The 24,403-nt window shown below is 65.4% G+C and carries 22 protein-coding genes and 2 pseudogenes; 17 read left to right on the plus strand and 7 right to left on the minus strand.

From position 1 onward, the window contains the following. From MFM001_RS21235 to MFM001_RS21255, 5 genes and pseudogenes are all read left to right on the plus strand, one after another. A pseudogene (locus MFM001_RS21235) lies at window positions 1-255 on the plus strand (metal-dependent hydrolase); the annotation flags it as partial. A 103-nt stretch (window positions 256-358) separates the two neighbouring features. Continuing rightward, the gene (locus tag MFM001_RS21240) at window positions 359-784 is read left to right on the plus strand and encodes a metal-dependent hydrolase (protein ID WP_238159322.1); all 426 of its coding nucleotides are present in this window, start codon (window positions 359-361) and stop codon (window positions 782-784) included. A gap of 21 nt (window positions 785-805) precedes the next feature. Continuing rightward, window positions 806-1,980 (plus strand): annotated as a pseudogene (locus MFM001_RS21245) (flavin-containing monooxygenase). 410 nt (window positions 1,981-2,390) lie between these two features. Next, complete coding sequence (locus tag MFM001_RS21250; protein ID WP_116377253.1) at window positions 2,391-2,672, plus strand: type II toxin-antitoxin system Phd/YefM family antitoxin; 282 nt, start codon at window positions 2,391-2,393, stop codon at window positions 2,670-2,672. A gap of 17 nt (window positions 2,673-2,689) precedes the next feature. Beyond that, a complete protein-coding gene (locus MFM001_RS21255; RefSeq protein WP_116377254.1) occupies window positions 2,690-2,953 on the plus strand; it encodes a type II toxin-antitoxin system RelE/ParE family toxin in 264 nt (87 codons plus the stop codon). Between the two features lie 572 nt (window positions 2,954-3,525). On the opposite strand, the gene MFM001_RS21260 is transcribed toward MFM001_RS21255, so the two are convergent. Together MFM001_RS21260 and MFM001_RS21265 are read right to left on the minus strand one after the other, a co-directional pair. After that, window positions 3,526-4,686 (minus strand): alpha-hydroxy-acid oxidizing protein, encoded by a 1,161-nt coding sequence (locus MFM001_RS21260; RefSeq protein ID WP_116377255.1) that lies wholly within the window; start codon window positions 4,684-4,686, stop codon window positions 3,526-3,528. Between the two features lie 153 nt (window positions 4,687-4,839). Then, the gene (locus tag MFM001_RS21265; protein WP_116377256.1) at window positions 4,840-6,219 is read right to left on the minus strand and encodes a pyridoxal-dependent decarboxylase; all 1,380 of its coding nucleotides are present in this window, start codon (window positions 6,217-6,219) and stop codon (window positions 4,840-4,842) included. Between the two features lie 92 nt (window positions 6,220-6,311). Between MFM001_RS21265 and MFM001_RS21270 the strand changes: the two genes are divergently transcribed. After that, window positions 6,312-6,644, plus strand: coding sequence for a tRNA-binding protein (locus tag MFM001_RS21270; protein WP_116377257.1), 333 nt, complete (start codon window positions 6,312-6,314; stop codon window positions 6,642-6,644). Between the two features lie 527 nt (window positions 6,645-7,171). On the opposite strand, the gene MFM001_RS21275 is transcribed toward MFM001_RS21270, so the two are convergent. Both MFM001_RS21275 and MFM001_RS21280 read right to left on the minus strand, forming a co-directional pair. Beyond that, window positions 7,172-7,405 carry a helix-turn-helix domain-containing protein gene (locus MFM001_RS21275; protein ID WP_192887016.1) on the minus strand — a complete coding sequence of 78 codons (234 nt, stop codon included), beginning with the start codon at window positions 7,403-7,405 and terminating at the stop codon, window positions 7,172-7,174. A 67-nt stretch (window positions 7,406-7,472) separates the two neighbouring features. Beyond that, window positions 7,473-8,591, minus strand: coding sequence for a hypothetical protein (locus MFM001_RS21280; protein ID WP_116377259.1), 1,119 nt, complete (start codon window positions 8,589-8,591; stop codon window positions 7,473-7,475). Window positions 8,592-8,773: 182 nt separating this feature from the next. Here MFM001_RS21280 and MFM001_RS21285 point away from each other — a divergent pair, with 182 nt between their 5' ends. The 7 genes from MFM001_RS21285 to MFM001_RS21310 all read left to right on the plus strand — a co-directional run bounded on the left by MFM001_RS21285 (window position 8,774) and on the right by MFM001_RS21310 (window position 12,546). Beyond that, entirely contained in the window at window positions 8,774-9,022 is a 249-nt protein-coding gene (locus tag MFM001_RS21285; RefSeq protein ID WP_116377260.1) for a hypothetical protein, read from the plus strand. Beyond that, window positions 9,019-9,549: a hypothetical protein gene (locus MFM001_RS21290; RefSeq protein ID WP_116377261.1), complete on the plus strand. Its 531-nt coding sequence runs from the start codon at window positions 9,019-9,021 to the stop codon at window positions 9,547-9,549. The genes MFM001_RS21285 and MFM001_RS21290 overlap by 4 nt, the downstream gene beginning before the upstream one ends. Before the next feature lie 173 nt (window positions 9,550-9,722). Beyond that, window positions 9,723-11,384, plus strand: a complete 1,662-nt coding sequence (locus MFM001_RS21295; RefSeq protein ID WP_116377262.1) for a DNA cytosine methyltransferase — start codon at window positions 9,723-9,725, stop codon at window positions 11,382-11,384. Window positions 11,385-11,403: 19 nt separating this feature from the next. Continuing rightward, entirely contained in the window at window positions 11,404-11,631 is a 228-nt protein-coding gene (locus MFM001_RS21300; protein ID WP_142760714.1) for a hypothetical protein, read from the plus strand. A gap of 87 nt (window positions 11,632-11,718) precedes the next feature. Then, window positions 11,719-11,979: a glutaredoxin-like protein NrdH gene (gene nrdH, locus MFM001_RS21305; RefSeq protein ID WP_116377264.1), complete on the plus strand. Its 261-nt coding sequence runs from the start codon at window positions 11,719-11,721 to the stop codon at window positions 11,977-11,979. Between the two features lie 16 nt (window positions 11,980-11,995). Next, a complete protein-coding gene (locus MFM001_RS24515) occupies window positions 11,996-12,139 on the plus strand; it encodes a hypothetical protein (RefSeq protein WP_160118029.1) in 144 nt (47 codons plus the stop codon). A gap of 47 nt (window positions 12,140-12,186) precedes the next feature. Then, window positions 12,187-12,546 carry a hypothetical protein gene (locus MFM001_RS21310; protein ID WP_142760715.1) on the plus strand — a complete coding sequence of 120 codons (360 nt, stop codon included), beginning with the start codon at window positions 12,187-12,189 and terminating at the stop codon, window positions 12,544-12,546. Between the two features lie 566 nt (window positions 12,547-13,112). On the opposite strand, the gene MFM001_RS21320 is transcribed toward MFM001_RS21310, so the two are convergent. After that, window positions 13,113-13,607: a hypothetical protein gene (locus MFM001_RS21320; RefSeq protein WP_116377266.1), complete on the minus strand. Its 495-nt coding sequence runs from the start codon at window positions 13,605-13,607 to the stop codon at window positions 13,113-13,115. A 405-nt stretch (window positions 13,608-14,012) separates the two neighbouring features. On the opposite strand from MFM001_RS21320, the gene MFM001_RS21325 reads away from it, so the two are divergent. The 3 genes from MFM001_RS21325 to MFM001_RS21335 all read left to right on the plus strand — a co-directional run bounded on the left by MFM001_RS21325 (window position 14,013) and on the right by MFM001_RS21335 (window position 16,895). Next, window positions 14,013-15,134 (plus strand): tyrosine-type recombinase/integrase, encoded by a 1,122-nt coding sequence (locus tag MFM001_RS21325; RefSeq protein ID WP_030133894.1) that lies wholly within the window; start codon window positions 14,013-14,015, stop codon window positions 15,132-15,134. Next, a complete protein-coding gene (locus MFM001_RS21330) occupies window positions 15,124-15,456 on the plus strand; it encodes a helix-turn-helix transcriptional regulator (RefSeq protein ID WP_064403599.1) in 333 nt (110 codons plus the stop codon). Before MFM001_RS21325 ends, MFM001_RS21330 begins: the two co-directional genes overlap by 11 nt. Before the next feature lie 128 nt (window positions 15,457-15,584). Further along, a complete protein-coding gene (locus MFM001_RS21335; RefSeq protein ID WP_067215230.1) occupies window positions 15,585-16,895 on the plus strand; it encodes a hypothetical protein in 1,311 nt (436 codons plus the stop codon). Window positions 16,896-16,964: 69 nt separating this feature from the next. Here MFM001_RS21335 and MFM001_RS21340 read toward each other — a convergent pair whose 3' ends face one another. Together MFM001_RS21340 and MFM001_RS21345 are read right to left on the minus strand one after the other, a co-directional pair. Next, the gene (locus MFM001_RS21340) at window positions 16,965-17,843 is read right to left on the minus strand and encodes a TIGR02391 family protein (RefSeq protein WP_082974191.1); all 879 of its coding nucleotides are present in this window, start codon (window positions 17,841-17,843) and stop codon (window positions 16,965-16,967) included. 9 nt (window positions 17,844-17,852) lie between these two features. Then, entirely contained in the window at window positions 17,853-18,176 is a 324-nt protein-coding gene (locus MFM001_RS21345; RefSeq protein WP_030133890.1) for a DUF1508 domain-containing protein, read from the minus strand. A 252-nt stretch (window positions 18,177-18,428) separates the two neighbouring features. On the opposite strand from MFM001_RS21345, the gene mobF reads away from it, so the two are divergent. Continuing rightward, a complete protein-coding gene (gene mobF, locus MFM001_RS21350; protein ID WP_116377267.1) occupies window positions 18,429-24,326 on the plus strand; it encodes a MobF family relaxase in 5,898 nt (1,965 codons plus the stop codon). Window positions 24,327-24,403: the final 77 nt, after the last annotated feature.

Genomic DNA, 24,403 nt, shown 5'->3' on the forward strand with positions numbered 1-24,403 from the left:
CTCCTGCTACTGCTGACCGGCGTGTTGGCGTACTCGGTGTCGAAAGACCCTGAAGCGCGTCGTCAGCCGCTGCGACTGGTGCGTGAAACCTACCGGCTGTACCGCGGCCCGCTGATCCGGGGTCTGATTCCTGAGCTTCGGGTGTACCTGCGGCCGGGATTTCATCCCGATGACATCGACACCGGCGCATTACTTGAGCGATGGCAAGAGGAATTGTTCGGCTCGGAAGGAACTCTCGTCGGTTACCTGAAATAATATAATCGACTCGGAAGCCATCATCTATCAGAAAGTTGAAAGTCATTGTCCGAATTTTTTGATGTTGTGGTGGTGGGAGCCGGGATCTCGGGTATCAGCGCGGGTGCTGTCCAGTGCGGAGATCCAGGCGATCCCAGAGGATCCCGAGGTGCGGAACCTGTTCAATTGGCATGCCGTGGAGGAGTTGGAGCACAAGTCGGTGGCATTCGATGTCTACCGGGCGGTCGGTGGGCCGGAGTGGCTCCGCATCCGGGTGATGGCGGTGATGTATGCCCTCACCATCCCGGTGGTGACGATCGGGGTGCTGTTGTCCATCGCGACCGACCCGTGGGGATGGCGTCCGATCACGGTGGCCCGCCAAACCTGGGCGCTGTTCTGCAGTCCGCTGGTCAAGGGCCTGATGGCAGATCTGCGCAAATACATGCGGGCGGGTTTTCATCCCGACGACATCGACACCGACTGGCTGGTGCAGCAGTGGCGACAGGAGCTGTTCCGTACCGAGGGCGCCCTCGTCGGTCACCTCAAGTAAACGGAGGATCTGAATTGAGTTATCGCCGTCGACATCGAGCAGGCACCGACGGCTGAGCGCGTGACTCCCGACCATGAGGTCGTCATCATCGGCGCGGGCTTCGGGGCATCGGGGGCCGGTATCGCCTTGCAGCGGCGAGGGATTCACGACTTTATTTTCGTCGACAAATGGGGCCAGGTCGGGGGCACCTGGCATGCCAACACCTACCCTGGTGTGGCGGTGGATATTCCGACGTTCATCTACAGCTTCTCCTACGAGCAGCGTGGTGACTGGTCGCGGGTCTTCGCGCCGGGGGAGGAGCTTCGCGACACGCCAACGATATGGTGGACAAATACGGCCTGCGGGAGAAGTTGCGGCTGAACACGACTATCACGTTGGCCAGATTCGACGAATTCAACAGCCTATGGCGGTTGAGCACCGACGGCGGCCAGCAGATCACGGCCCGATTCGTCGTGCTGGCGGTGGGCGGACTGGAGCGCCCGAAGATGCCGGACATTCCGGGTCTCGACGACTTCGGCGGCACGCTGATGCACACCGCGTTGTGGGATCACGACGTCGAGCTCGCCGGCAAGCGCGTCGCGATCATCGGCACCGGCGCGACATCGCTGCAGGTGGTGCCGGCGATTGTTGATGAGTGGAGCATCTCACGGTCTTCCAGCGAACGCCGATCTGGGCGTTTCCCAAGCTCGACATGGAGATGAATTCGGCCGGACGATGGATCATGGGCCAGCGACACATCAGATCGGTGATCCGGTTGATGGGCACTATCGCGACCGAGATCGGGATGAGCGGGATGCCAGTCCTACCAAGGGGTTTCGGTGCCGGGTTTTCCGAATGCCTTCGGGATCACCGGACCATACGGATTTGTGCTCGGCTCCCTATCTGTGGATGATTGAGGCGACATCGGCGCACCTGAGTCGCGCCATTGCCGAGGCGAAGCGCCGCCGAGCGACCGTGTGCGAGATCCGTCAGGAAGCCCACGACGAGTACTTCCAGAAATGCTTGAAACGCCGGGAGAAGAACTTCCTGTTCACCCCGACCTGCGCGGGTTCCAATACCTACTACCTCGATAACAAGGGCGATTCGCCGTTCCGGCCGTCGACCCACGCGAAATGTACTGGCAGAACCGCCATTACAACCTCGACGTCTACCGCTACAGCGTAGGGGGCACCGGGCTACGAACGGGAATCAATTGATTCATCAGATGAAAACGGAGACTTAAGTGATGGATAATGTAGATTATCCATGAAATGCACGGAGATGCTGGCACGCAGTGCACGCCGGGTCGGCCAGAACCGTCACAGTGACGTATCGAATGGTGGTGTCAGACACGTCGGCGGATCGAAACCGCGTGCGTCTGCATCTATTTGGCGCCTGCCGCTAGGTGCTCGATGTCAATCTGGCGCTTTCTCATTTGATCCACCACATCAGCATGCGTTTTCTCATTGAGGTGTCGCACTGAGCACCGGTGCGCTTGTGGGTTGACCGAGTCTTGGCGCGCTGGCCACATGGCGCGCAGTCATTGTCGCCCTTTAGTTGACCATAGATAGTTTATCGGCTATTATTCCGGCCTGCTATCGGCCCATATTTCGGCTACACTACCTGTATGCGGATACTGTCGATCTCCAAGATCAAAGACAAGCTCAGCGAGTACGTCGATGCGGTGGCATCGACACAAGACCAGATCACCATCACGAAAAATGGCGCGCCGGCCGCGGTGCTGGTCGGCGCCGACGAGTGGGAATCGCTGCAGGAAACGCTCTACTGGCTCTCCCAGCCCAACATCGGCGAGTCGATCGCCCAGGCCGAAGGCGACGTCGCGGCCGGACGCACCTACGGCGAAGACGAGATCCGCGCCCAGTTCGGCGTCCCCCGCCGGCCCCACTGACACCGACTAGCCAAGTCGTGTCATACACCGTGCGCTTCACCGCCACCGCGCGGCGCGACCTCAACGGCCTGCCGCCCCGTGTGCTCTCGGCGGTCATCGAGTTCGCCTTCGGCGACCTATCCCGAGAACCGCGGCGCGTCGGCAAGCCGCTGCGCCGCGAACTTGCCGGCAACTACAGCGCCCGCCGCGGCCCGTACCGGCTGCTGTACCGCATCGACGACGACCAGCTAGTCGTGTGGATCCTGCGCGTCGACCACCGCGCCGACGTGTATCGCCGGTAGTCTTAGCGAAGGTACTCATTCTGCCGATACCCTGTAACTGTCTGCATCCCAGCATGTTTCGTCACAGTGACGCAAACGGCGGAATAGTTTCCAACCTTGTGCACCCTGCCAGAGTGTCTAATCGCAAAGGCCCCAACGGTCGGGGTGAGTTGAGCATTCGCCGCACTGCCCGTAGCTTCCCAGCATGATGCTGGAGCACTTGAGAGACGACCTCGCCAAATCTCTCGCCGCAGCCGAACCATGTTGTGACCCCGACGATCATCGCCGACTCGCACAACGCGTCACCCGTTTCTCGGAGGCGCTGCCGGCGCTGGATACCGGAATTGGGCGCCGCGAAGCGGTACGTCAGGGTACGTCGATTCTCGATGCGATATACCGGGCCGTGGCGAATTGTCATTCACACGCCCGACGCGGCGAGCCCCGTGTCCTGCCGTGACGATTGATCGCGGTCCGGCCTCGGACTGCCAGTTGTGGTTTCACTGCTCAGCAGGTCGTCGCCTGCGGCGGTCGTGGATGTGTTTGCAGCGGCTTGGTTTGAGTCCGTACCAGGTGGCAGATTGACCGGGCTTGTGTTACTCGATGCGCCGTAGTGCATCGGGGGTGAGGTCGCCCAGGCTGGGATAGCCGTCGACGGCCATGATCAGGTCGGCTTCAGCCAGCAGCGAGCGCAGCACGTGCACGATGCCGTCGACCCCGCCTAGCGCCAACCCGTAGATATACGGTCGGCCGATGCCCACCGCGGTCGCACCAAGCGCAAGAGCTTTGATGATGTCGGCACCGCTGCGGATGCCGGAGTCGAACAGCACCGGCAGCCCGTCCGCGGCCTGCACGACCGCCGACAGGCAGTCCAGGGCGGGCAGGCCGCCGTTGGCGTGGCGGCCGCCATGGTTGGAGCAGTAAATGCCGTCCACACCACTGTCTTTCGCGCGCCTCGCATCGTCGGGGTGACAGATGCCCTTGACGATCAGCGGCAGGTTAGTCAGCGAGCGCAACCATGGCAGGTCGTCCCAGCTCAGCGGGTTACTCCAGATTTGCAACCAGTGCAGCATGGCAGCTTGGCGATCCTGCTCGGGCGGCTGGGCCAGGCCGGCCCGGAACACCGGGTCGCTGGTGTAGTTGGCAAGGCCATCTCCGCGCAGCGGTGGAGAGTACGCCGTAGCTAGGTCGCGTGGACGCCATCCGGTGACCGGCTGGTCCAGAGCGACGACGATAGCTTGATACCCAGCAACCTCAGTGCGCTTCACCAAGCTGGCAGCCAGCTCCCGATCCTTGGGGACGTATAGCTGGAAAAACCCTGGCGTAGCACCGAATCCGGTTGCCACGTCCTCCAGCGGATCGGCGGTGAACGTGGACACCACCATCGGCACTCCGGTGATGGCGGCGGCGCGGGCGGCGGCCAGATCGCCGTGGCCGTCCTGGGCGCAGATGCCGAGGACGCCGATGGGCGCCATCAACACCGGCGCCGGCAATTTCATCCCGAACATGTCTACCGACAGGTCACGTTCGTGGGCTCCGGCCAGCATCCGTGGAATCAGTCCCCAGCGCTCGAACGCGGCGACGTTGGCTCGTTGAGTGCGTTCATCACCGGCTCCACCGGCGACAAAGGACCACACCTGCGGCGGCATCACCGCAGACGCCTTGGCCTCCAAATCGGCGTAGGCCATCGGCAGCGTCGGCACCATCCCAGCCATCCCCTGCAGGTAGATCTCGGACTGGTAGTCCCCGAATGCCATGCGCCTAGCCTGGCAGGCGGTGTGCTTCTTCTTCCACTGCTTTTCCACCGCCCCCGCGTTGATCGGACCAACCGAGACAAACCCCACGCCGGTCGTTAGCTACACCTAACCAACCATAGTGCGGTAAGCGTGGTGTCAGTGGATGGCCCGGCTTCAGTGTGCCGTAAGCGCTTGTGCAGCAGCCGTTATCGCCTCAGCCGAGCGGTCCACGTCGTCGTTTGTGGTCGCCCAGTTGCAAAACGGTACACGCAGTACGTACTGGCCGTGCCAGGTAGTGCCCCATACCCAGCAGGTTCCGTCGCGCTGGATGGCGGTAACTGCGGCCCGGTTGGCGTCATCTCCGCCGGGCAACCGGAGGAGCACCAGGCTCAGTACGACGTCATTGAGCACGGTTGCGCCGGGAATCGCGGCCAGGCGCTCGGCCATACGTCGGGCTTGGGCGCAGTTACGTTCGATCAACTCCGCGATACCGGCACGGCCCAGCGACCGGATAGCCGCATAGACGGGCACCGCACGGGCCCGACGCGAGCACTCGGGCACGTAGTCGGTGCCGTCGCGCTGACCGGGATCGGCCACCAGGTAGGGCGCCGCGAGCCGCATTGCGGCCACGTGCGTTTCAGGGTCGGCGACAATGGCCATCCCCGCGTCGTAGGGCACGTTGAGCCACTTGTGGGCGTCGACGGCCCAGGAGTCCGCACGCTCGATACCGCGGGTCAGGTGTCGGGTGGCCGCTGCTGCGGCAGCCCACAGGCCGAACGCGCCGTCGATATGCAGCCAGGCGTTATGGGTGGTGCAGGCGTCGGCGATCGGCTCGAACGCGTCGAAGGCGCCGGTTGCCGCGTTGCCGGCCTGGGCGCAGACGATCGCTGGCCCGCCGCCGTCGGCCAATACGTCACGCAACGCTTCGGGTTTCATCCGGCCTTGGTCGTCGACAGCGACCGAAATGGGCGCGCCGAATCCGAGTAGGCGCAGTGCGGTGAATATGGTGACATGTGCCTGCTCGCCACACAGGATGCGTACCGGCGGCGCGCCGGTGAGTCCGTCGGTTTCGACGTCCCAGCCGGCCCGGGCCAGTACCGCGTGGCGCGCGGCGGCCAAACAGGTGGTGTTGGCGCCTTGGCCACCGGTGACGAAGCCGACGCTGGCGGTGGCTGGCAGACCGAGCAGGTCCAGCGTCCACGCCGAGGCGACCTCTTCGATGGCCGCGGCCGCCGGTGAGTGCGAATGAAAGTCCGCGCACTGATCCCATGCCGAGACCAGCCAGTCCGCGGCCAGCGCCGCGGGTAGGGCGCCGCCGGTTACGAAACCGAAGTAGCGGGGCCCGGCACTGGCAACCAGACCAGGGTCGGCGCCGACGACCAGCGCATCGATGACCGTCCTCGGGTCCTCGCCGCGTTCTGGCACCGGCCCGCCCAGCGCCTCGCGCACTTGGGCCGCGTCAACCCGGGCGCCCACCGGCCGCCCGTCGAGATTGTCGAGGAATGCTTTTGCGTGCTGCGCGGCAGTGTTGAGGCCAACAGTGCGATCGGGCATGGACTACAACACTAGCTATCCGCGACCTCAGTAACGTTTCTGAATGGCCCCAGCGGGCTCGTTTCGAGACGCGGTAGCGATACTGTCTGGCCGTGGAGACTGTGGCCTTTGAGCAGTTCGCGGCGGTGGATATCAGAGTGGGCCGGGTGATTGAAGTCGACGACTTCCCAGAAGCGCGGCGTCCCGCATGGAAGCTGCGTATCGATTTCGGGCCCGAGATCGGGCTCAAGCGGTCCTCAGCACAGATTACGAACTACGCTCGCGACGAACTGCTCAATCGAATGGTCCTTGGCGTCGTGAACTTTCCGCCGCGCCAAATAGGTTCCGTGCGCTCGGAGGTCCTTGTCCTCGGTACCTACTCTGCCGGGCGGGTACTCTTGATCAATCCCGCTTCGCAGGCGGCGCCGGGTGATCGCGTGGGTTGAGCCATTCGTATTTCCGCTGCAGGAAAACAACTGCCCTTTGCCGCCAGCCGGCCGATCTCATGGACCCGACGGATGACGGGGGTTCTGGGGTACCGCACCGATAGGCCATGCGACTTCGCCGCATCCGCTTAGCGTGACGTCGTTATGCAGCGGCGCCCCGACAACGATCGGCACTTTCACAAGTAGCGCCGGTTAGTGTTAGTCGTCCGGGTGGCCGGCCGGGCGGCCGTCGAAGTTGACGAACGAGCAGTCCGGACCTGCAGCCGGCCGGAAAACCACGGCATCGCAGGTTGTGCAGTGGAAGGAACGATGAACTCCGCAGGTACTGCATTGCTGGCTGCCGACGAGAGCGAGGTATGGGCCGCGCAGGGGATGGCCGTTCGGACACGTTTTTGGCGGCGGCGGTTCCTCGTATCCGCGCCTCGTGCGGCGCAGCCAGCTGATCACGCTTGCCGATCATATGTTCGATATTCGGACTCTGCTATCCGGCCGGTCGTGTATGCACTCGGCCCGCACTCGCGCCGACCTCAGATGTGCCGCACCAGGTCGGTAACCGAGGCATTCAGCGCCGCCGCCAACCGCGCGAGTGCGACCACCGACAAGTTGCGCTTGCCGGTCTCCACGCCGCTGAGGAACGCACGGTCGATGCCGGCCTTGGCCGCCAACTCCGTTTGTGTTAACCGCGCTTTGGCACGGCGAGCAGCGATGTTGGCGCCGACGCGAGACAGGATTGCGGCTTCATCGACCTCGACTACGGTCATCGCCGCCCCTCCCCGCATCCATCCGTGTAGTTGCCTATAGGCTACAGCGCCTACTGCGGGATAGTGGTCAGAACAGTGCGTCACTGGTCGCCTCCCGCCACCAGGCGTCGAAACCAGGCCGAGACTTGTTTTCCACACCGGCCGGTGCCTCAACAAAGAAGTGTTCCAGGCTCGGTGGGGTGCTCGACCGCTCGCGCAGAATGTGGCGGGCGATGCCATCGCGGCCGATCTCGCGTCGGCCTGGAAGTGTCGCGAGGTAGTCGGCCATCGCCTGGCGGGAACCGCGGGCCACCGTCGTCACCGACCGTGCGATCAGAGGCTTGCGCGATTGGCTGGTCCGCCGGGTGATGCGACGCACCTCGTACACGGCGTAGGTGGCGCGCTCGAGCATGGCGGCGAACAGCCTTTGCACCTCGGTGAGGCCCGCCCCCGCCACGAGTTCGGCAGCGCTGCTGCCCGCAATCAGGGTTTGGCGGCTATTCAGTGACTGGGCAACCCTTTCCAGGAACAGCGCGTTGGCCCCTGCCTGCGGTTCACGCCCGTATCGCTTCACCAACGCGGCGCGGCCGGACTCGGTTGCCATCGTGAACACACAAAAGGTGCAAGCCGATTTCTCCCATGGCCTGCCCAACAACGCGGTCACAAATTCCCGGCATCGGGCACGATCCCACCCCCAGTCCACAAGCGGGTACCAGCCGGTCCGAACGTGCGTGTTATACAGCGCATCTTTTGCGGCCCGGCTATGTTCGTCGGCCTCGAAACCGATGGCGTGCCGATACGGCTGGCCCTGTGTGATTCGGGCGATGACCGGATCCAAGCAATTTCCTTTGGAATGAATTGAGCAGGCCCGGATTCCGCCGAGCTGCGGCAATGTTCCGGCCGCCAGCAGTTCCTCGCCTAAAGTGTAGGCCCCAGAAAAGTGCAGGCGCTGCGGGCATGTCGAATCGTCGAGGACCACTACGCCGTCACCGGAGGTCGTGGTCTTGCGTTGTGAGCGCGCGACCTGAATGAACCGAATTCCCTCGCGGCGCAGCAGCGGCAGAATGACTGCCTGCACGTCCTGGCCGGTCGAGGCGAACTCGTTGCCAGTCATGGCGGTGCACACAGCCAAGTCCGCGAGGTCGAAATCACGCGACGCTGGTTCGGTGATCCACCGCAGCAGCAATGCTGTCGAATCCAGGCCCATGCCGTAAGACAGAACCACTCGCGGCGCAGTACGCCCGCGTTGTCCCGTGCCCGGCAGCGTCAAAGGTGTTGCAGCAGAAGCATTCATTGAATCAGCTCCCCATTCGGGACGTTGCCTATAGTCTACAGAGTATGTAGACTATAGGCAACATCTGTACGAATTCGGAGCAAAGGAGATTGTCAATGAGCGCCTGGCCGGTCCCCACCATCGAGGACTTCCAAGACCCCGAGGAAATCCTGATCGTGTTCCACGACAACGGACCTGACGTCTCGGGCCGCCGATACTTTTTCGGCTACTGGATCGCCGACAACATCGGGCGCGCCCGCAACCAACGCGGCGTGTTCGGCGAAGCGTTCTGCACCTTCCCCGACCAGTTCATGGCTCGCGGCCGCCGACCGGTACGGATATTCACCGGCGAGGCCCGGCGATGAGCGCCCTCACGGTCGTTCAGCGGTGGCTGCTGCTGCACATCGGCGGGTGGGCCATCGTCGACGCGCTACTGTCCCCCGCCGGCACCGACCACCTGATGCAGTCCATGTCGGGGAGCACCGGCGGCACACCGCCGCGGGGCGGCCCGGAATGGCTGTGCGGCTGGCAGACCCGCGCAAGAAAAGTTGTGAGCCCGTGGCGCGGTGAACCCCGCGTCGTGGTGTCAGCAGCCCAGATCAACCGCTACGGCACGGGCCTGCCCGCCGACGTTCGCAACGAGCTCGTCGAGTGCCGCGCTGCCCGCAGCGCCGAGACCATGCGCACCGAGGGCTGGTGTCACTGCCCCTGGAAAGACCACAGCCCCAATCCACACAGCCGGCCGTGCCGCCGCTACCACCCCACCGCCGCAGAAGACCAGGCCCACCTGGACAACCTGCGTCGCATCCAAGCGTGGGAGACCGCGGTGCTGCGCAAGGCCCTCGGTGTCGACGCCGGCCAACTCACCCTCTTTGACCCACCACCGCTCTGACCATCGGCGGCGCACCGGCGCGCTGCAACGCCGGGCGGTTGTGCCTCGATGACAGTGAATTCTGCTGGTGGCCAACCTATCTAGCTCAAACACAGTGCAGATTCCCTCCTTCAAAATGTTGTCTATAAGCTACATTGCCTGTAGACTATAGACAACATGGAAAGGAACCCGCGATGACCCTCACCTTGACAGATCTGTTCTGCGGAGCCGGTGGCTCAAGCACCGGCGCGATCGCTATCCCCGACATCACCGTCAGGACGGCAAGCAACCACTGGGACAAAGCCATTGAAACCCACAGCCTCAACCACCCCGATGCCGACCACATCTGCGCAGACATCTCCCAGATCGACCCTCGATACTTTCCGCGCACCGACCTGCTGTGGGCCTCACCAAGCTGCACCAAACACTCCGTCGCCCAAGGCAAACGCCGCCAAGACGCCCAGCCCGACCTGTTCGGCGAAACCCTGCCCGATGCGGCCGCCGAGCGCTCACGGGCAACCATGTGGGACGTCGTTCGCTTCGCCGAATACCACCAGTACCTAGCCGTCATCGTCGAAAACGTCGTCGACGTCTACTTCTGGCCGCCCTTTCAATCCTGGATGCTGGCAATGGAATCCATCGGCTACGTCGGCCAGATCGTCTACCTGAACTCCATGCACGCCCAGCTCTACGGCTCGGGCGCACCGCAATCACGCGACCGCATCTATGTGGTCTTCACCCGCGCCGGAGCCCCCCGCCCGAACGTGTCCCGCGTTGTGTCCCCCGCCGCGATCTGCCCGAGCTGCGGACCCGTGCGGGCAGTGCAGTCGTGGAAGAAACTCGACCGCCGCCCGTGGGGCAAGTACCGCTCCCAATACGTGTACCGCTGCCCAAACGTCGCGTGCCGCAACCAGATCATCGAACCGCTGTTTCGGCCCGCCGCCGAAATCATCGACTGGTCGCTGCGCGGCACGCGCATCGGTGACCGTGACCGCCCGCTGGCCGCCAAAACCATGGCACGCATAGCGGCCGGGATCCAACGCTATTGGCAGCCGCTTTTGGTCCCGGTCGAGGGCCGCCCCGGCAAGAGCGCCGTCCCGGTCGATCAGCCCGCCCGCACCATGACCACCCGCAACGAGACCGGCCTGTTAGTTCCCACCGGCGGCACGTGGCGCACCGAGGCAGTCAGCGTCGACCAACCCGCACCGACTCGCACCACCCGCGAAAACGACGCTCTGGCATTGCCCCCCTTCCTGACCCAGTTCCGTGACCGCATCCGCCACACCGATCCCTGCGCCGAGCCCTTGCCCACCGTCGTGGCAGACGGAGCCAACCACGTCCTGGTATCGGCTCCCCCCTTCATCGCCGAGCTGCGCGGCGGCAGCAGCGATGCCCGCCTCGCCAGTGAACCCCTGGCCACCGTCACAGCCTCTGGAAACCACCACGGCCTGGTAACCGCCTACTACGGCAACGGCTCGACACACTCCACCCGCGAACCGCTGTCGACGGTAACCGCTGTGGAACGCCACGCCCTGCTGATGCGCAACAACAACGGCGGCGCGGAAATGACCACCCCGGTCACCGAATACGCACGCACCGTGACCACCACCGGGCACCAATCACTGCTGGACGCCGAGCGGCCCACCATCGACATCTACGACGTGTTGTTCCGCATGCTCGAACCCCGCGAAATCGCCGCCGCCATGGACTTTCCGCAGGATTACCAGCTGGTCGGCAACCGGCGCATCCAGGTACGCCTGGCCGGCAACGCCGTCACCCCACCGGCGGCCCGCGATCTCGTCGGAGTCGTCGTGGAAAGCCTCACCGGCCAACCGATCCCCACCCAGGCCGCATAGACCCGCGAAGGCATCCTCAATGACTCGACCACCAATCCCCAACCCGGGGATGACCATCACCGAACTCGAAGGCCTCGTCCGCCTGGCCCGCGACGCGCACACGTTCACGCCCGACCTGCTCACCGACACAGTCGTCGCTCAAATCGCCGCGCTGGTCGGCGAACTGTGCCACCACCGCCTGCTCGAAGCAGGCATGCACAACCCGCCCACATGCCCCCACTGCAACCCGCGCAAGGAGCAGCCATGACACCCCTCTAACCGGCCCGCACCAACCGCCCGTCTTCAACCCCTGTGCCCCCAATCCTCCGGCACACCACCCGAAAAGGAACCACCGATGAATACCAAGCCCACAACCATCTACACCAAACCCGCATGCGTGCAATGCATCGCCACCAAACGCGAATTCGACAAGCACGGCTTGCCCTACATCCTGGTCGATCTCACCCAAGACGAGCGGGCCCTCGAGCTCGTCCAAGGACTCGGCTACCAGCAGGTGCCAATCGTCATCGCCGCAGAACAGCACTGGGCCGGCTTTCGGCCCGACCGGATCAAAACCCTGGCCAACCGGCCACACCCAACCCTCGCAGCCCTCTAACCATCCCGGAGACACCATGGACATCACCATCACCATCCCCGCAGCCGACTACGCGGACACGACCGACTACGAGCGACTCGATCTCGCAGCACGCGTTCGCAACGTTCTCGAAGATGACGGGCTCGACATCGCCACCGTCACCGTCGTACCCGCCGAGTAGTTCTGCCGGATCACGCCATGTATCAGCTTGCGATCGAACATCATCGCTTGGGTCTAACCCTGAGCATCCACCCAGATCGCGACGACGCGGCAACCAGCCTCGCCGACTATGCGACCCGTACCGGCTATGAACCCATCACCAACCAGATCACCGACGAGCACCAAAGCTACGACCTCATCGACCCCGCTGACGGCCGCTGCGTGGCTGTCGCGGTCATCGAATTGCGGCCCGCGGACCCGACCGCCGACATGCAATTCGCTTCGGCCAAGCGCGCCATGAAAACCGAGCTCGCATTGAGCCCGCTCGACCCGCTCGCCGATCGGGTCGAGCGGGCGGCAATCCGCATGGCGTGGGACCGCATTACCGGAGCCGACGAGCACCTCAGTGCCGCCGCACGCGCAATCTGATCGCCCAACTACCGTTCGAGCGTTCGCGCGGGTCTCACCACAGCGTCGGGTCGGCGCCCAACAACGCTCGCTGCACAGCCTGTGCGTCCCAGCCGTTCGCACGGCCTCGCGCAGCGCCACCGACCGCGCGCGCCGCCGCGTCGGGCCGCCGCAACTGCGTATGGTGGGTCTGCCGCCGCCACGGCGCGCCACGGCCATCCGCCGCATGTTCTCCTGCTGGGTGCCGGTCACGACGTGCTGGCGCGCTGAGCCCGGCGCAGTCACCTTCACGCACACCGGGTTATCGCATTCGTGTAACGCAAACACATCACCGCCCAAAACGGTTGGTGATTCCAGCGCCAGCGCATACCGGTTGGGCCGCGCACAAAACCCGACACCGTCGCGCGTGATGAAATAGCGGCCGTAGCCATCGGCGCCGCCCACCCAGATGCTGCAGTCCTCGTCACTCGGCCCGGTGACCACATAACTTCGGAACCGCGCACTTTCAGCGGCATGCAGTTCCGGGTCAACCCACAGCGGCGCGGCGGGTCCCGGTGCGCCACGCCCAATTTGCATGCCAGCACACGCTACTGGGCGCCTCCGACAACAGCGCTCGTCGAGCTGGCGGCCGCGACCGACACCTGGCCGCCCGCCCCATCCGATGCGTGCGACCCGCCGGCCGGTGCCGTGCCCGCCCCGCCTGGTGGCTGCGAACCGTTCGCCTCGCTTGTTGCCGCGCCACGCGAACTGGCGACCTTGCGCAAGTAGCTGCGCACAAGTTTTTCGCTGCGCGCGCCCAGCGCCGCGATCCCCGCGACCGTTTCGCCGCGGTCTCGCATACGCGCCAACGCGCGCGCACCTTCCAGTCGCTGTTCTTCGCGGCGCTGCTCGGCCTCCAGGCGCACCTGCTCGTGGCGCTCGGCCTCCCATTCGTCGACCGCTGCCAGCTTTTGCTCGGCCACCAAGAACGCCACCATGTCCTCGCGGTTCGCCGACTCCCGCTGCAGCCGTTCACGGTTGGCTTGGGCCTGCGCCTCCCGCACCTTGCGGCGGACCTCGTCTTTCGACTCCCTTTTCGCCATAGCCGTCAACCTACGACCGGCAGGCCTGCCGCCGCTAACACCAGCCCCAACATTGCACCCGAACGAATCTCCAACTCTCCTACCGCTTGTCACTTCCCCAGACCTGATCCCGCCCTCCCCACCGCAACACACACTCGAACTACTCACCCCCCGCCATACACCCACCGCCACCACCCCGACAGCACCGCGTCGACGACCCCCTCAAACACCACACACCTCTTGCACTTAGGTCACGAAGATCGCCAATCAACTTAAAGTTGACGCACGCGGGTGGCGCTTGGGGCGAGAGCCGCCAAGCCGCCATTGAACCATTTCCCGTTTGTGCTGATGAGCGATTTCGGCCCAGATCGTGGTAACTTGCCGTTGACATTGACAACTGTGAGTTGACCGTCTGGAGGCCTTCAGTTGAGCGTTCCAGGTTCGGCGCACCTCGTTCTCGCCGCGGGCGTGGTCCATCTTGATGAACCGTCCGCGGTCTTTGAAGCGATGCTGTCGGGGTGGCGACGCCAGCAGAAGTCCCGGCTGCTTGCCGAGGCCACGATCGAATCGCGATTGGCGTTCGTGCGACGGTTCGCTGCGTTCGCCGAGACGCATCCGTGGGATTGGACGGCCGGCGATGTCGAGGACTTCACGGCGGCTCTGATGTCGGGAAACAACCGCAAGGCGCCCTCGACAATTCGCGGCTACCACATGACGCTGCGGTTGTTTTGTGACTACCTACTCGATGGCCGTTATGGCTGGATCTCGCAGTGCGAGCAGCGGTTCGAAAGGATCCCGTCGCAGGTCTGCCATGACTTCAACACCGCGGCGCATCTGGTCGAATACGAGGGCAAGCCCGCCCGCCGGCCGTTCACCTACGACGAGGTGGAAACGTTGTTCGCGTTCCTTGCCGATCGAGTGGACATCATTGCGCGTTCGGGTCGCAAAGGCGCGTTGGCGGCGTTGCGCGACGCGCAGATGATCAAGACGGCCTACGCCTTCGGGTTACGCCGTCGAGAGCTGTGCTACCTCGACGTGGCCGACCTGCGTCCCAACCCGCGGATGCCGGCGTGGGGAACGTTCGGCGCCGTCCACGTCCGGTATGCCAAGTCCAGCCGCGGCAGCGCCCCTCGGCGTCGCACGGTGCTGGCCGTTCCCGAGTTCGACTGGGTGATCGACGGACTGCGCCAATGGGTCGATCAAGCCCGGCCGCTTCTGAGTCCCGGCAGCCGTCAAGAGTTGTGGCTGACTGAGCGTCGGCAGCGGGTGGCGACCAAGCAAATGGACAAGCGATTCGCCTACTTGCGGGCGCAGGCCGGTCTGCCTCAAGACCTCACCCTGCACTGCCTGCGGCACTCCTATGTGACCCACCTGATCGAGTTCGGTTACCCGGAACGGTTCGTTACCGAGCAGGTCGGACATTCTTACGCCTCGACCACCGCGATTTACACCTCGGTGTCCAACGACTTCAAGACCAAAACGTTGCAGGCGGCGCTGCGCCGCGTCTACGGATCCGCGACGACTGAAGGGAGCCAGGATGAGCACTAGAACCGTCCTCCGGTGGAACCTGCGCCGCCTGATGGCCGAGAACGGCATGTTCGCCACCACCGACCTCGTCGCACCGCTGCACGAACGTGGCGTGGAGATCTCCCGACAGATGGTTCACCGGATCGCTACCAAGCCTCCACAGCGCATCAATCTCGACCTGCTGGCGGCGCTGTGCGACATCCTGGCGTGCACCCCCAACGATCTGTTCGAGCTCGCCCAAGAACAGATCCGCGAGGCACCCGCAGTCAACGACAGCGGGCCCGGGATCGGCGACCTGCGGCCGATCCGCGCCAGGATCCGCCGCCCCGGCGACAACGAGTGAATCGACGAGCCTGCTGGGAGTGCGCAAGCACCAACTACCTGACCCGGCTGACGCATGGGTGTCGCATTTGTGTCGGCTGCCGTCGCAGGCGGCACTACCACCCCGAAACCTGTCCGGGCTGCCATGTCGTGCGGCCGCTGGCATGGCGACGCGGCGAGACGGTGGTGTGCGCGTCATGTGCCGGTGTCGAGTCGATCTTCGGGTGCCGCGAATGCGGGCGCGAAGACCATCCCTACGGGCACAATCGGTGCGCGCGATGCTTCCTGCGTGAACGCCTCAGCGACTTGCTCGCCGACCCGACGACCGGCCAGATTCACCGCCAATTGCGGCCGGTCTTCGACGAGCTGGTGAACTCCGAACGCCCACAAACAGGGCTGTGGTGGCTGCGCAAGAAACCTGGCATCGGCCCCCAACTTCTCGGGCAGATGGCTTGCGGCGCGGTCGACATCAGCCACGACACCTTCCGCACCCTGCCCTCGGATCGTGCCCACGACTACCTTCGCAGTCTTCTCGTCGCGGTCGGTGTCCTGGAACCGTTCGACATCCGCATCGAACGGATGCTGCCCTGGATCGAAGACATCGTCGCCGAACTGCCCGCCGAGGACGCCGCCTTGATTCGCCGATTCGCGCACTGGCAGGTGCTGCGAGGAATGCGCAAGGCCGCCCGTGAAGACCGGTTGACCAAGTCGATGGCCGATGCGTGTCGACGGCGCATCCGCGTCGCGATCGAGTTCGTGGGCTTCCTCGCCCGCCATGACGCCAGTGCGGCGACCGCGACCCAGGATCTGTTGGAGCGCTACCAAGAACACGTCGGCAGGATGCTGAACCATGAGTACGCCTTCATCGTCTGGCTACGCCAATCCCGCACCAACACCAAACTCCGAGTCCCCGACGTCCCGCAGTCACCGCCCTCAGTAACCGTCTCCGATACGCAGCGGTGGGCGGCCGTAGAGCGTCTGCTGCACGACACGACCGTGCGCCGTTATACACGAATTGCGGGCCTGCTCACATTGCTGTTCGCACAGCCGCTTTCACGCATCGTCGCCATGCGCACCAGTCAGGTCGCGATCACCGACGACCGGGCCGTGCACGTCACCTTCAGCAAGATTCCAGTCCAGATGCCGCCGCTCCTCGACGACCTCATCCGTGAGCACCTCGAGCACCGCGGCAAAAGCCTCTACGCCTCACGCGGAACCGGCTGGCTGTTCCCCGGCGGCAACCCTGCAGCGCACCTCGCCACCGAGAACATCCGCTCCCAGCTCGTCGCCATCGGGATCAAGCCCTACGAGAACCGCAAAGCGACCCTCTTCCACCTCTCCGGCGACATGCCCGCACCAGTCCTGGCCGAACTGCTCGGGCTCACCGACAAAAACGCCGCCGACTGGGCCAGACTTGCTGCCCGCGACTGGACCGCCTACATCGCCGAAAGAGCCCGCTGACCGTATCGCTGTGCCTCAGATGGATTTCGCGGCGGCGGTTCCAGCGCTTGAGTTCTCGCGAGTGATTGTTCACTGCGTGGCGTCGACGCTGTCGAGCCTGCACTTCTCCACCCAAGTCGCCAGAAGGCTTAAAGCGGCGAGCCTCTCGGCGGCCTCCTGCGCCGATAGCTGCGTCCGGTCGTGGGTGGTTGGGTTTCGGATCGCAGCATGGACGCCCGTCGAGAAACTCAACAAGCCGCGGTTCATCGATATGACGGTCTGGTCTTGATTACCTCCGAGCCAGCGCAATCGCGGAGCACCAGCCTTGGGTGGACTCTGCGAGAAGGCCTGCGTGAAAACGTCCTTGTCGTCGAGGTCAGTCCTTCGGGTGAGCTGGCGGACGTGGTCGATGACAGCGCCCACGGCGGATGACACCGCTTCGCGGTACAACTCGATGCGCCATTGGCCTCGAGCCGCGCCCCAGACCAAAGGGTGCATATCCTCGATGCTGATGTCGCCGGTGACATCGACACGGTCGACCATCGATTCAAGGATGCCGATGGTGTGTTCGGACGCGGCGAGGATGTCGTCCGGCTGTACGAGCGAGTGCGGCTGGGTGACAGTTATCCACATCTCGAACGGGTTAACCGGACCGCCGAATCCCGGGCGGGATATCCGCACACCGGTGATGTCGGGAAGATGCGCAATACGGCCAGCTGTCCGTGAGCAGCGGCCCTTCGCCGCCACCCATTCGTCGTCTGACACATCAGATCTCGGTGTCACGGCGGGCAGACTGGCGTAGCCGGCAAGTACCTCGTCAGGCAGGTCGGGACCAGCCATCGCCCGAAGCCCAGCGGTGAACTGACACAGCTCGAGCAGGGCGCTGAACGCCCGCTCAAAGTCGCGCACCTGTTCCGCTGCTCGCCGCAGGAACCGTGGATTCAACTTCAGATCGTCATTGTCACCCATGTACGCAGCTCAGGGCCCAGTCGCATACGGCGCGTTCGCCCGCACGTTCTCGGCGGCGCGCTCCGCGTTGTAAGAGCTGGCGAACGACTCACCTGAGGCGGCAACTTTGTCACTCGACCGCCATGCGCGCCACCGCCAGCTTCCGCCGACGTCCTGGAATGTCTCATACCGTGCTGCGGACCCGCCGGACTTGAAGGCATTTGCCGCTCTGGTGGCGTTGGCTTGCGATTCGAAGCCTTCGCCTGCCCAGGCGACCATCTCATGGTTGTCGCCGTACAAGGCCCACGTGGGATAGCGGTTGGCGTCACCAGTGACCGTGACCTTGAAGTACATCGGATCCTCCTGCCTGTTGACCACAGGTACGCAGTCAGCTCGCAACAGTCTTATCAAGAGACACCGACAGCCAGCGCTTGCGACGCAGCGAACAAACTCGCCCTCGAACAGACCTCTGATTTGGGCATTCACCCCACTCGGAATTCGACCCCTCTGCCAATAGTTTCGGTAACGACCGCCGGGCTAGTGTTGGATTTGACGGCTGTCAAATCCATAGCGTCCGGCCTAGAACCGCGAGAGGCGACGCCTGGCATGACCGCCACACTGCACAAACTCACCGCCGGATCGGGCTACACCTACCTGACCCGGCAGGTGGCCTCGGCCGACAGCACCGAACGCGGCCGCAACAGCCTGGCCGACTACTACTCGGCCAAAGGTGAATCCCCGGGCCGCTGGATCGGCTCCGGGCTGGCCTCACTGGGCGACACTGGCCAGCAGCACACCTCCTCCCCGACAGCCCAAAAGCTCTGGGCGGTCCGTACCGGGTCCGAGGTCAGCGAGCCACAGATGGCGGCGCTGTTCGGAGAAGGGTTGCACCCCAACGCGGTCGACATCACCAACCACATGCTGGCCGGGGGCGCGCACCCTCGCGCGGCGGTGCGCGCCGCCCACCTGGGCCGCCCGTTCACCATCCGCAGCGGCGAAACCGCGTTCCAGCGCGCGCTGGCGATCGCCTACCGCGAACACAATGCGCGCGCCGGGCTGCACTGGAACGCGCCCATCGCCGACGACGCGCGCGCCACGATCCGCACCACCGTGGCGCGGCAGCGGTTCAGCGACGAATACGATCGCGCCCCCGCCGACGATCGCGAACTTTCCGGCTACATCGCGCGCAACATCCGCGCCCGCACCACCGCCGTCGCCGGCTACGACACCGTCTACAGCCCGGTCAAATCCGTCTCCACCCTGTGGGCGGTCGCACCCCTGGAGATCGCCACCGTCATCGAGGAATGTCACGACGCCGCTGTCGCCGATGCGTTGGCCTTCCAGGAGTCGGTTGCCGCGTTCACCCGCACCGGTGCGGGAGGGGTGGCCCAGGTCGACACCACCGGGCTCATCGCCGCGGCTTTCACCCACCGCGACTCGCGCGCCGGCGACCCCGATCTGCACACCCACGTGGCCATCTCGAACAAGGTCGCCACCATCGACGCCAACGGCGTACAACGCTGGCTCGCCCTCGACGGACAACCGCTGCACCGGACAATGGTCGCGGCCTCCGAGCTGTACAACACGCGGCTGGAAGCCTACCTCGGCCAGCGGCTCGGACTGGTTTTCGAAGAGGTACCGCCCAGCGGGCGCGGTAAACGCCCAGTACGCGAAATCGTCGGTGTCAGCACCGAATTGATGCAACGCTGGTCGTCGCGACGCGCGGCCATCGAAGCACGCACCGCCGAGTTGTCCAAACAGTTTCAGGCCACCCACGGCCGCGAACCCACCAACGTCGAAGCGATCGCACTCGCCCAGCAAGCCACCCTGGAATCCCGCGAAGCCAAACACGAGCCGCGCTCCCCCGCCGAGCAGCGCCAAACCTGGCGCAAAGAAGCCATCGAAGTCCTGGGCAGCCAGCGCGAACTCACCCGCATGATCGGCGCGGTCCTGGCCGCCGGACGCAAACGCAGCGCCAAAGCCGTAACCGCTGAATGGATCAGCGAGCAAGCCCACAAAGCCATCACCACCGTCGCCGAAACCCGCTCAACCTGGCAACGCCATCACCTGCTCGCCGAAGCCCAGCGCATCGTGCGCTCCACCGGCCACGCCGCCGATGACACGCTGGCCCACCGCATCACCGAAGCCGCCCTGGCCGAACCGCTCTCGCTGCCGGTGGCCCACATCGATGACGGCGAACTGGGCGAGCCCGCCGCGCTGCGCCGCCGCGACCGCAGCAGCGTCTACTCCCGCGACGGCACCGAGCTCTACACCAGCGCCGACGTGCGCGCCGCCGAACGCCGACTCCTGCACGCCGCCACCCTGCGCGACGGCCGCACCGTCACCGACGCCGACATCGACCTTGCACTGGAAGACTCCGCCGCCCGCGGCAAAGACCTCAACCCCGGCCAAGTCGCCCTCGTCAACGAAATGGCCACCAACGGGCGGCGACTCGGGCTAGCACTTGCCCCAGCCGGCGCCGGCAAAACGACCGCGATGGCAGCGCTTTCGCACGCGTGGCGCAACTCCGGCGGCCGCATCATCGGGCTAGCACCCACCGCCGCGGCATCCATCAACCTCGGCGCGGATCTGTCAGCCCCCACCGAAACCCTCGACAAGTACATCCAGCTCGCCATCCACCCCGAGCTGAGCGCCATTGTCCCGCAGTGGTTCTCCGATATCGATGAATCCACTCTGCTCATCATCGACGAGGCCGGCAAAGCCGGAACACTGCAACTCGACACCGTGATCGGCCACGCCTTGGCCAAAGGCGCCAGCGTGCGCCTCATCGGCGACGACGGCCAAATCGCCTCCATCTCCGCAGGCGGCATCCTGCGCGACATCGCCGCCGAAACCGACGCCCTAACACTGTCGCAGCTGGTGCGGTTCAGCGCCGCCGAAGAAGGCGCTGCCTCACTGGCACTGCGCGCCGGAGACCCCGCCGGCATCGGCTACTACATCGACCACCACCGCGTACATGTCGGCGCCGAACAAACCGCCGCCGACATGGCCTTCCAAGCATGGCTCGCCGACATCGCCGCCGGTCGCGACAGCCTGCTGCTGGCCCCCACCAACACCATCGTCGATGAACTCAACGCCCGCGCCCGCACCGCCCGCCTATCCGCGGCCACCGCCACCGACCCCAACTACCAAATCGGCCGCGAAACCATCCTTGCCGACCAACTCGCCGCATCCGCCGGCGACATCATCCGCACCCGCGACAACGCCCGCTGGCTGCGCCTGAGCCGAACCGACTACGTGCGCAACGGCTACACCTTCGAAATCACGAAAGTCGGCAAGGACGGCTCCTTACACGCCCGCCACATCGGCACCGACCGCCGCATCACCTTGCCCGCCGACTACGTCGCCGCCCACGTCACCCTCGGCTACGCCAGCACCATCGACGGCGCCCAAGGACTCACCGCCAACCACAGCTGCCACGTCGTCGGCGCCGAACACCTCACCCGCCAACTGCTCTACGTCGCACTGACCCGCGGCCGCAACGAAAACCACCTCTACCTGTCCACCGCCGAAACCGACCCGCACCGGGTCCTCGCCCCCAAAGCCACCCACCCCCAAACCGCTGTCGATGTCCTCACCAAAATCCTGGCTCGCGACGGCGCCCAAATCTCGGCGACCACGGCCGAACGCCAAGCCGCCGACCCCTTCACCCGCCTGGCTGCCGCCACCGACATGTACCACGACGCGCTCGGCACCGCCGCCGAATACCACCTCGGCGCAACACAACTCGACATCCTCACCCGCCTTGCCGACAGCCTGCATCCCGGCCTGACTCACGCCGATGGCTGGCCCGTTCTGCGCAAACACCTGGCCCTGCTGTCCTGTGCCGGCCAACACCCCGCCGAAATCCTGCAGGCCGCCGTCGCCAAGGGCGCACTCGACAACGCCGCCGACCCGGCAGCCGTCCTGGACTGGCGCATCGACCCCACCGGCGGACACTCCGCCGGCATCGGCCCGCTGCGCTGGCTGCCCTCCACCCCAAAACTGCTGCGCGACAACCCCCAATGGGGCGAATACCTCCAGCGCCGGGCCACCCTGGTCGCCGACCTCGCCGACCAGATCCGCGCCACCGCCCGCGCGTGGACACCAGCGACCGCACCCGCCTGGGCTAAACCCCTCATCAGCACCGCCCCCGGACTGGCCGCCGAAATCGCGATATTCCGCGCCGCCCACCGCGTCGCCCCCGAAGACAGCCGCCTGCTCGGAGCCGAGCAATACCCTGCGCGCTCCCGTGCCATCCAACTCCTGCTGCAAAGCAGCGCCGTCGACGCCATCGGGCGCCACCGCCCCGCAACCGCGCGCTTCCGCCAACTCATCGACGCCATCGACCCGCGCATCCGCACCGACAGCTACTGGCCCCAACTCGCCGACCACCTCGCCCACGCCGCCCCCAGCCGCCCCGACCTCGCCCAACTCGTCATCGACGCCGCCGCGCAACAACCACTGCCCGACGAACTCCCGGCAGCCGCGCTGTGGTGGCGCCTCTCCGGCAAACTCAGCCACACCGCCACCCTCGATACCCCCAACGCCCACATCCGGCCACCCTGGATCCGCGAGTTGCACCAGGTTTTCGGCTCCGCTGTCGCCGAAACCATCGCCGCCGACCCCGCCTGGCCCGGCCTCGTCGCCGCGATCGCCACCGCCGACCCCGCCCGCTGGACCCCCCGCGACCTCCTCCACCTGGCCGCCGAACACCTGGCCGACGCCGCCGACGACGGCCACAACATCGGTGTCTACGAGTACGCGCGGCTCATCACCCACACCATCGACATGGTTACCACCGCCGACCCCACCCACACCCACCACGACCAGGTCACACTCGAACATCCGCCGCTCAGCCCCGAAGAAGAAGAACAGCTGCGGCCCCTCGACCCCCACTACGACGTACCAGTTGTCGACGATGACGAACCAGCCCCCGGTGTCGATGGCGAGAAGCTCGAACCGCGACACGAAACACTCGACGAGGAACCGCACGGCGCAGACCTCGACCCCGACAGCACGCCCATCGGTGAAGAGGACCTCGGCAGCCTGCGATTCGAGGACCTCTCCCCCACCCGCGTGCCGCCTCCGCCGCTGCCAGCAGCCTTACTCGACGTCTGGACCCTGCGCACCCAATACCAGCAAACCCTTAGCCAGCTCGACGAGCTGCAAGCACAAGTGCTCATCGGCGACGGCCCCGAGATGCGCCGGGCCACACCGCAAATCCTCGAACTACGCCAACGCGCCGACGCAGACCGTCCCTACCACAACGCGCTGCAAGCAGTAATCGCGCAATGGGCTGACGCCGAAGAACACTACGAATCCGCCCTCGCCCAAGTGAACTGGGCACAATCACGCCTGAACCAACTGCGCGCCGACCCGGCTGCCGACCCGCTCGACATCACCTCCGCGCAAGCCGACCTCGATCTGCGGCAGATGTGCCTGCCCCAGGTGTCGCCAGCAGAACAGTTCTACCCAGCACTCAACGAGGCACTCACCGCACGAGCGGAGGCGGTCGGCGCAGTGGAAAACATCGTCACCTCCGCCGACGTCGACAAGGCGATCGCGGCCGCCCGTGCCGCCGATGACGCCGCCGTGAAGGCCGCCCGCCAACACTGCAACCAGATTCGTCGCGACCTCGACCGTGCCGAACTGGCCGCCGCGGCCGCGTTCGCGGCCGCAGACCACCGCGCCCTCGAACACGTGCTGGCCCAACAAACCGAACTCGACGCCGAGCTACGCATCCTCGCCGTCGCCGGCCACCAGAGCCCACAACGGCCCCTGCCGGTCGCCGTCCCCGCTAGCGGCGCCTCCGGGCGCGCAGCCATCGCCGCCGTCGCGGAACTTCCCTTCACGGTCAGCGTCGTGGCCGCTCAGCCTGGCCGCGAACTCAACACCGCACTGCACACCCTGCGCAAGGCCGCCGACACCGCCGATCGCCACATCCACTGGTGCACACCCAGCGGCAAAGTGCCGCCGCGCAAGCACATTGGGCACACCACCACAACCGTCGCAGAACTGCACCGCAACCTCACCGAGGAAAACTGGCAAGTCGACCCCGGAAACCTCATTATCATCGACGAGGCCGCCAAAGCCGACCCGTCCATGCTCGCCGACCTCGCCGAACACGCCGCCCAACACGACGCCAGACTCATCCTGCTCGACACCAGCACCAGCACGCGCTGGCCGCCTCAACCCAGCGCCCGCCTCCTGCAGCTCCTATACACCGACCTGTCCTGGACCGCCACACTTGGTCCACCCGCCACCGACACGCGGCGCAGGGAGTCGCCGACTGCCCCCGACCTGCAACCTGTCCTTGCCCAAGCCGCTCACCTGCCTCCCGAGATGCTCACCGAGCAACTCCGTCAGGCCCTCCACCAACGCACCCAACTACGCCAACAGCACCAGCGCGCCCACGACACCCACTCCGCGGCGCGCTGGATACGCACCCACGACCGCTCCGCCGCCGAAGACCTCACACCCGACCCCGGCATCGACCTGTAGACGCTTGCGGCCGGGCGAACCCAGTCGCCGAGCCAGGCGCAACGCGTGCATAGCTGCGACTAACCCTGGCGACTTCG

The organism is Mycobacterium sp. MFM001 (genome assembly GCF_003402475.1).
In the GTDB taxonomy this organism is placed as follows: Bacteria; Actinomycetota; Actinomycetes; order Mycobacteriales; family Mycobacteriaceae; genus Mycobacterium.

Bases quoted from the DNA above. Each gene is read 5' to 3' on its own strand.
- MFM001_RS24515 (WP_160118029.1), top strand. From the start codon at position 11,996: ATGGACATCACCATCACCATCCCCGCAGCCGACTACGCGGACACGACC.
- MFM001_RS21345 (WP_030133890.1), bottom strand. From the start codon at position 18,176: ATGTACTTCAAGGTCACGGTCACTGGTGACGCCAACCGCTATCCCACG.
- MFM001_RS21250 (WP_116377253.1), top strand. From the start codon at position 2,391: ATGCGGATACTGTCGATCTCCAAGATCAAAGACAAGCTCAGCGAGTAC.
- MFM001_RS21290 (WP_116377261.1), top strand. From the start codon at position 9,019: ATGAGCGCCCTCACGGTCGTTCAGCGGTGGCTGCTGCTGCACATCGGC.
- MFM001_RS21285 (WP_116377260.1), top strand. From the start codon at position 8,774: ATGAGCGCCTGGCCGGTCCCCACCATCGAGGACTTCCAAGACCCCGAG.
- MFM001_RS21320 (WP_116377266.1), bottom strand. From the start codon at position 13,607: ATGGCGAAAAGGGAGTCGAAAGACGAGGTCCGCCGCAAGGTGCGGGAG.
- MFM001_RS21275 (WP_192887016.1), bottom strand. From the start codon at position 7,405: ATGACCGTAGTCGAGGTCGATGAAGCCGCAATCCTGTCTCGCGTCGGC.
- MFM001_RS21265 (WP_116377256.1), bottom strand. From the start codon at position 6,219: ATGCCCGATCGCACTGTTGGCCTCAACACTGCCGCGCAGCACGCAAAA.
- MFM001_RS21340 (WP_082974191.1), bottom strand. From the start codon at position 17,843: ATGGGTGACAATGACGATCTGAAGTTGAATCCACGGTTCCTGCGGCGA.
- MFM001_RS21300 (WP_142760714.1), top strand. From the start codon at position 11,404: ATGACTCGACCACCAATCCCCAACCCGGGGATGACCATCACCGAACTC.
- mobF (WP_116377267.1), top strand. From the start codon at position 18,429: ATGACCGCCACACTGCACAAACTCACCGCCGGATCGGGCTACACCTAC.
- MFM001_RS21295 (WP_116377262.1), top strand. From the start codon at position 9,723: ATGACCCTCACCTTGACAGATCTGTTCTGCGGAGCCGGTGGCTCAAGC.
- MFM001_RS21280 (WP_116377259.1), bottom strand. From the start codon at position 8,591: ATGGGCCTGGATTCGACAGCATTGCTGCTGCGGTGGATCACCGAACCA.
- MFM001_RS21330 (WP_064403599.1), top strand. From the start codon at position 15,124: ATGAGCACTAGAACCGTCCTCCGGTGGAACCTGCGCCGCCTGATGGCC.
- MFM001_RS21260 (WP_116377255.1), bottom strand. From the start codon at position 4,686: ATGGCATTCGGGGACTACCAGTCCGAGATCTACCTGCAGGGGATGGCT.
- nrdH (WP_116377264.1), top strand. From the start codon at position 11,719: ATGAATACCAAGCCCACAACCATCTACACCAAACCCGCATGCGTGCAA.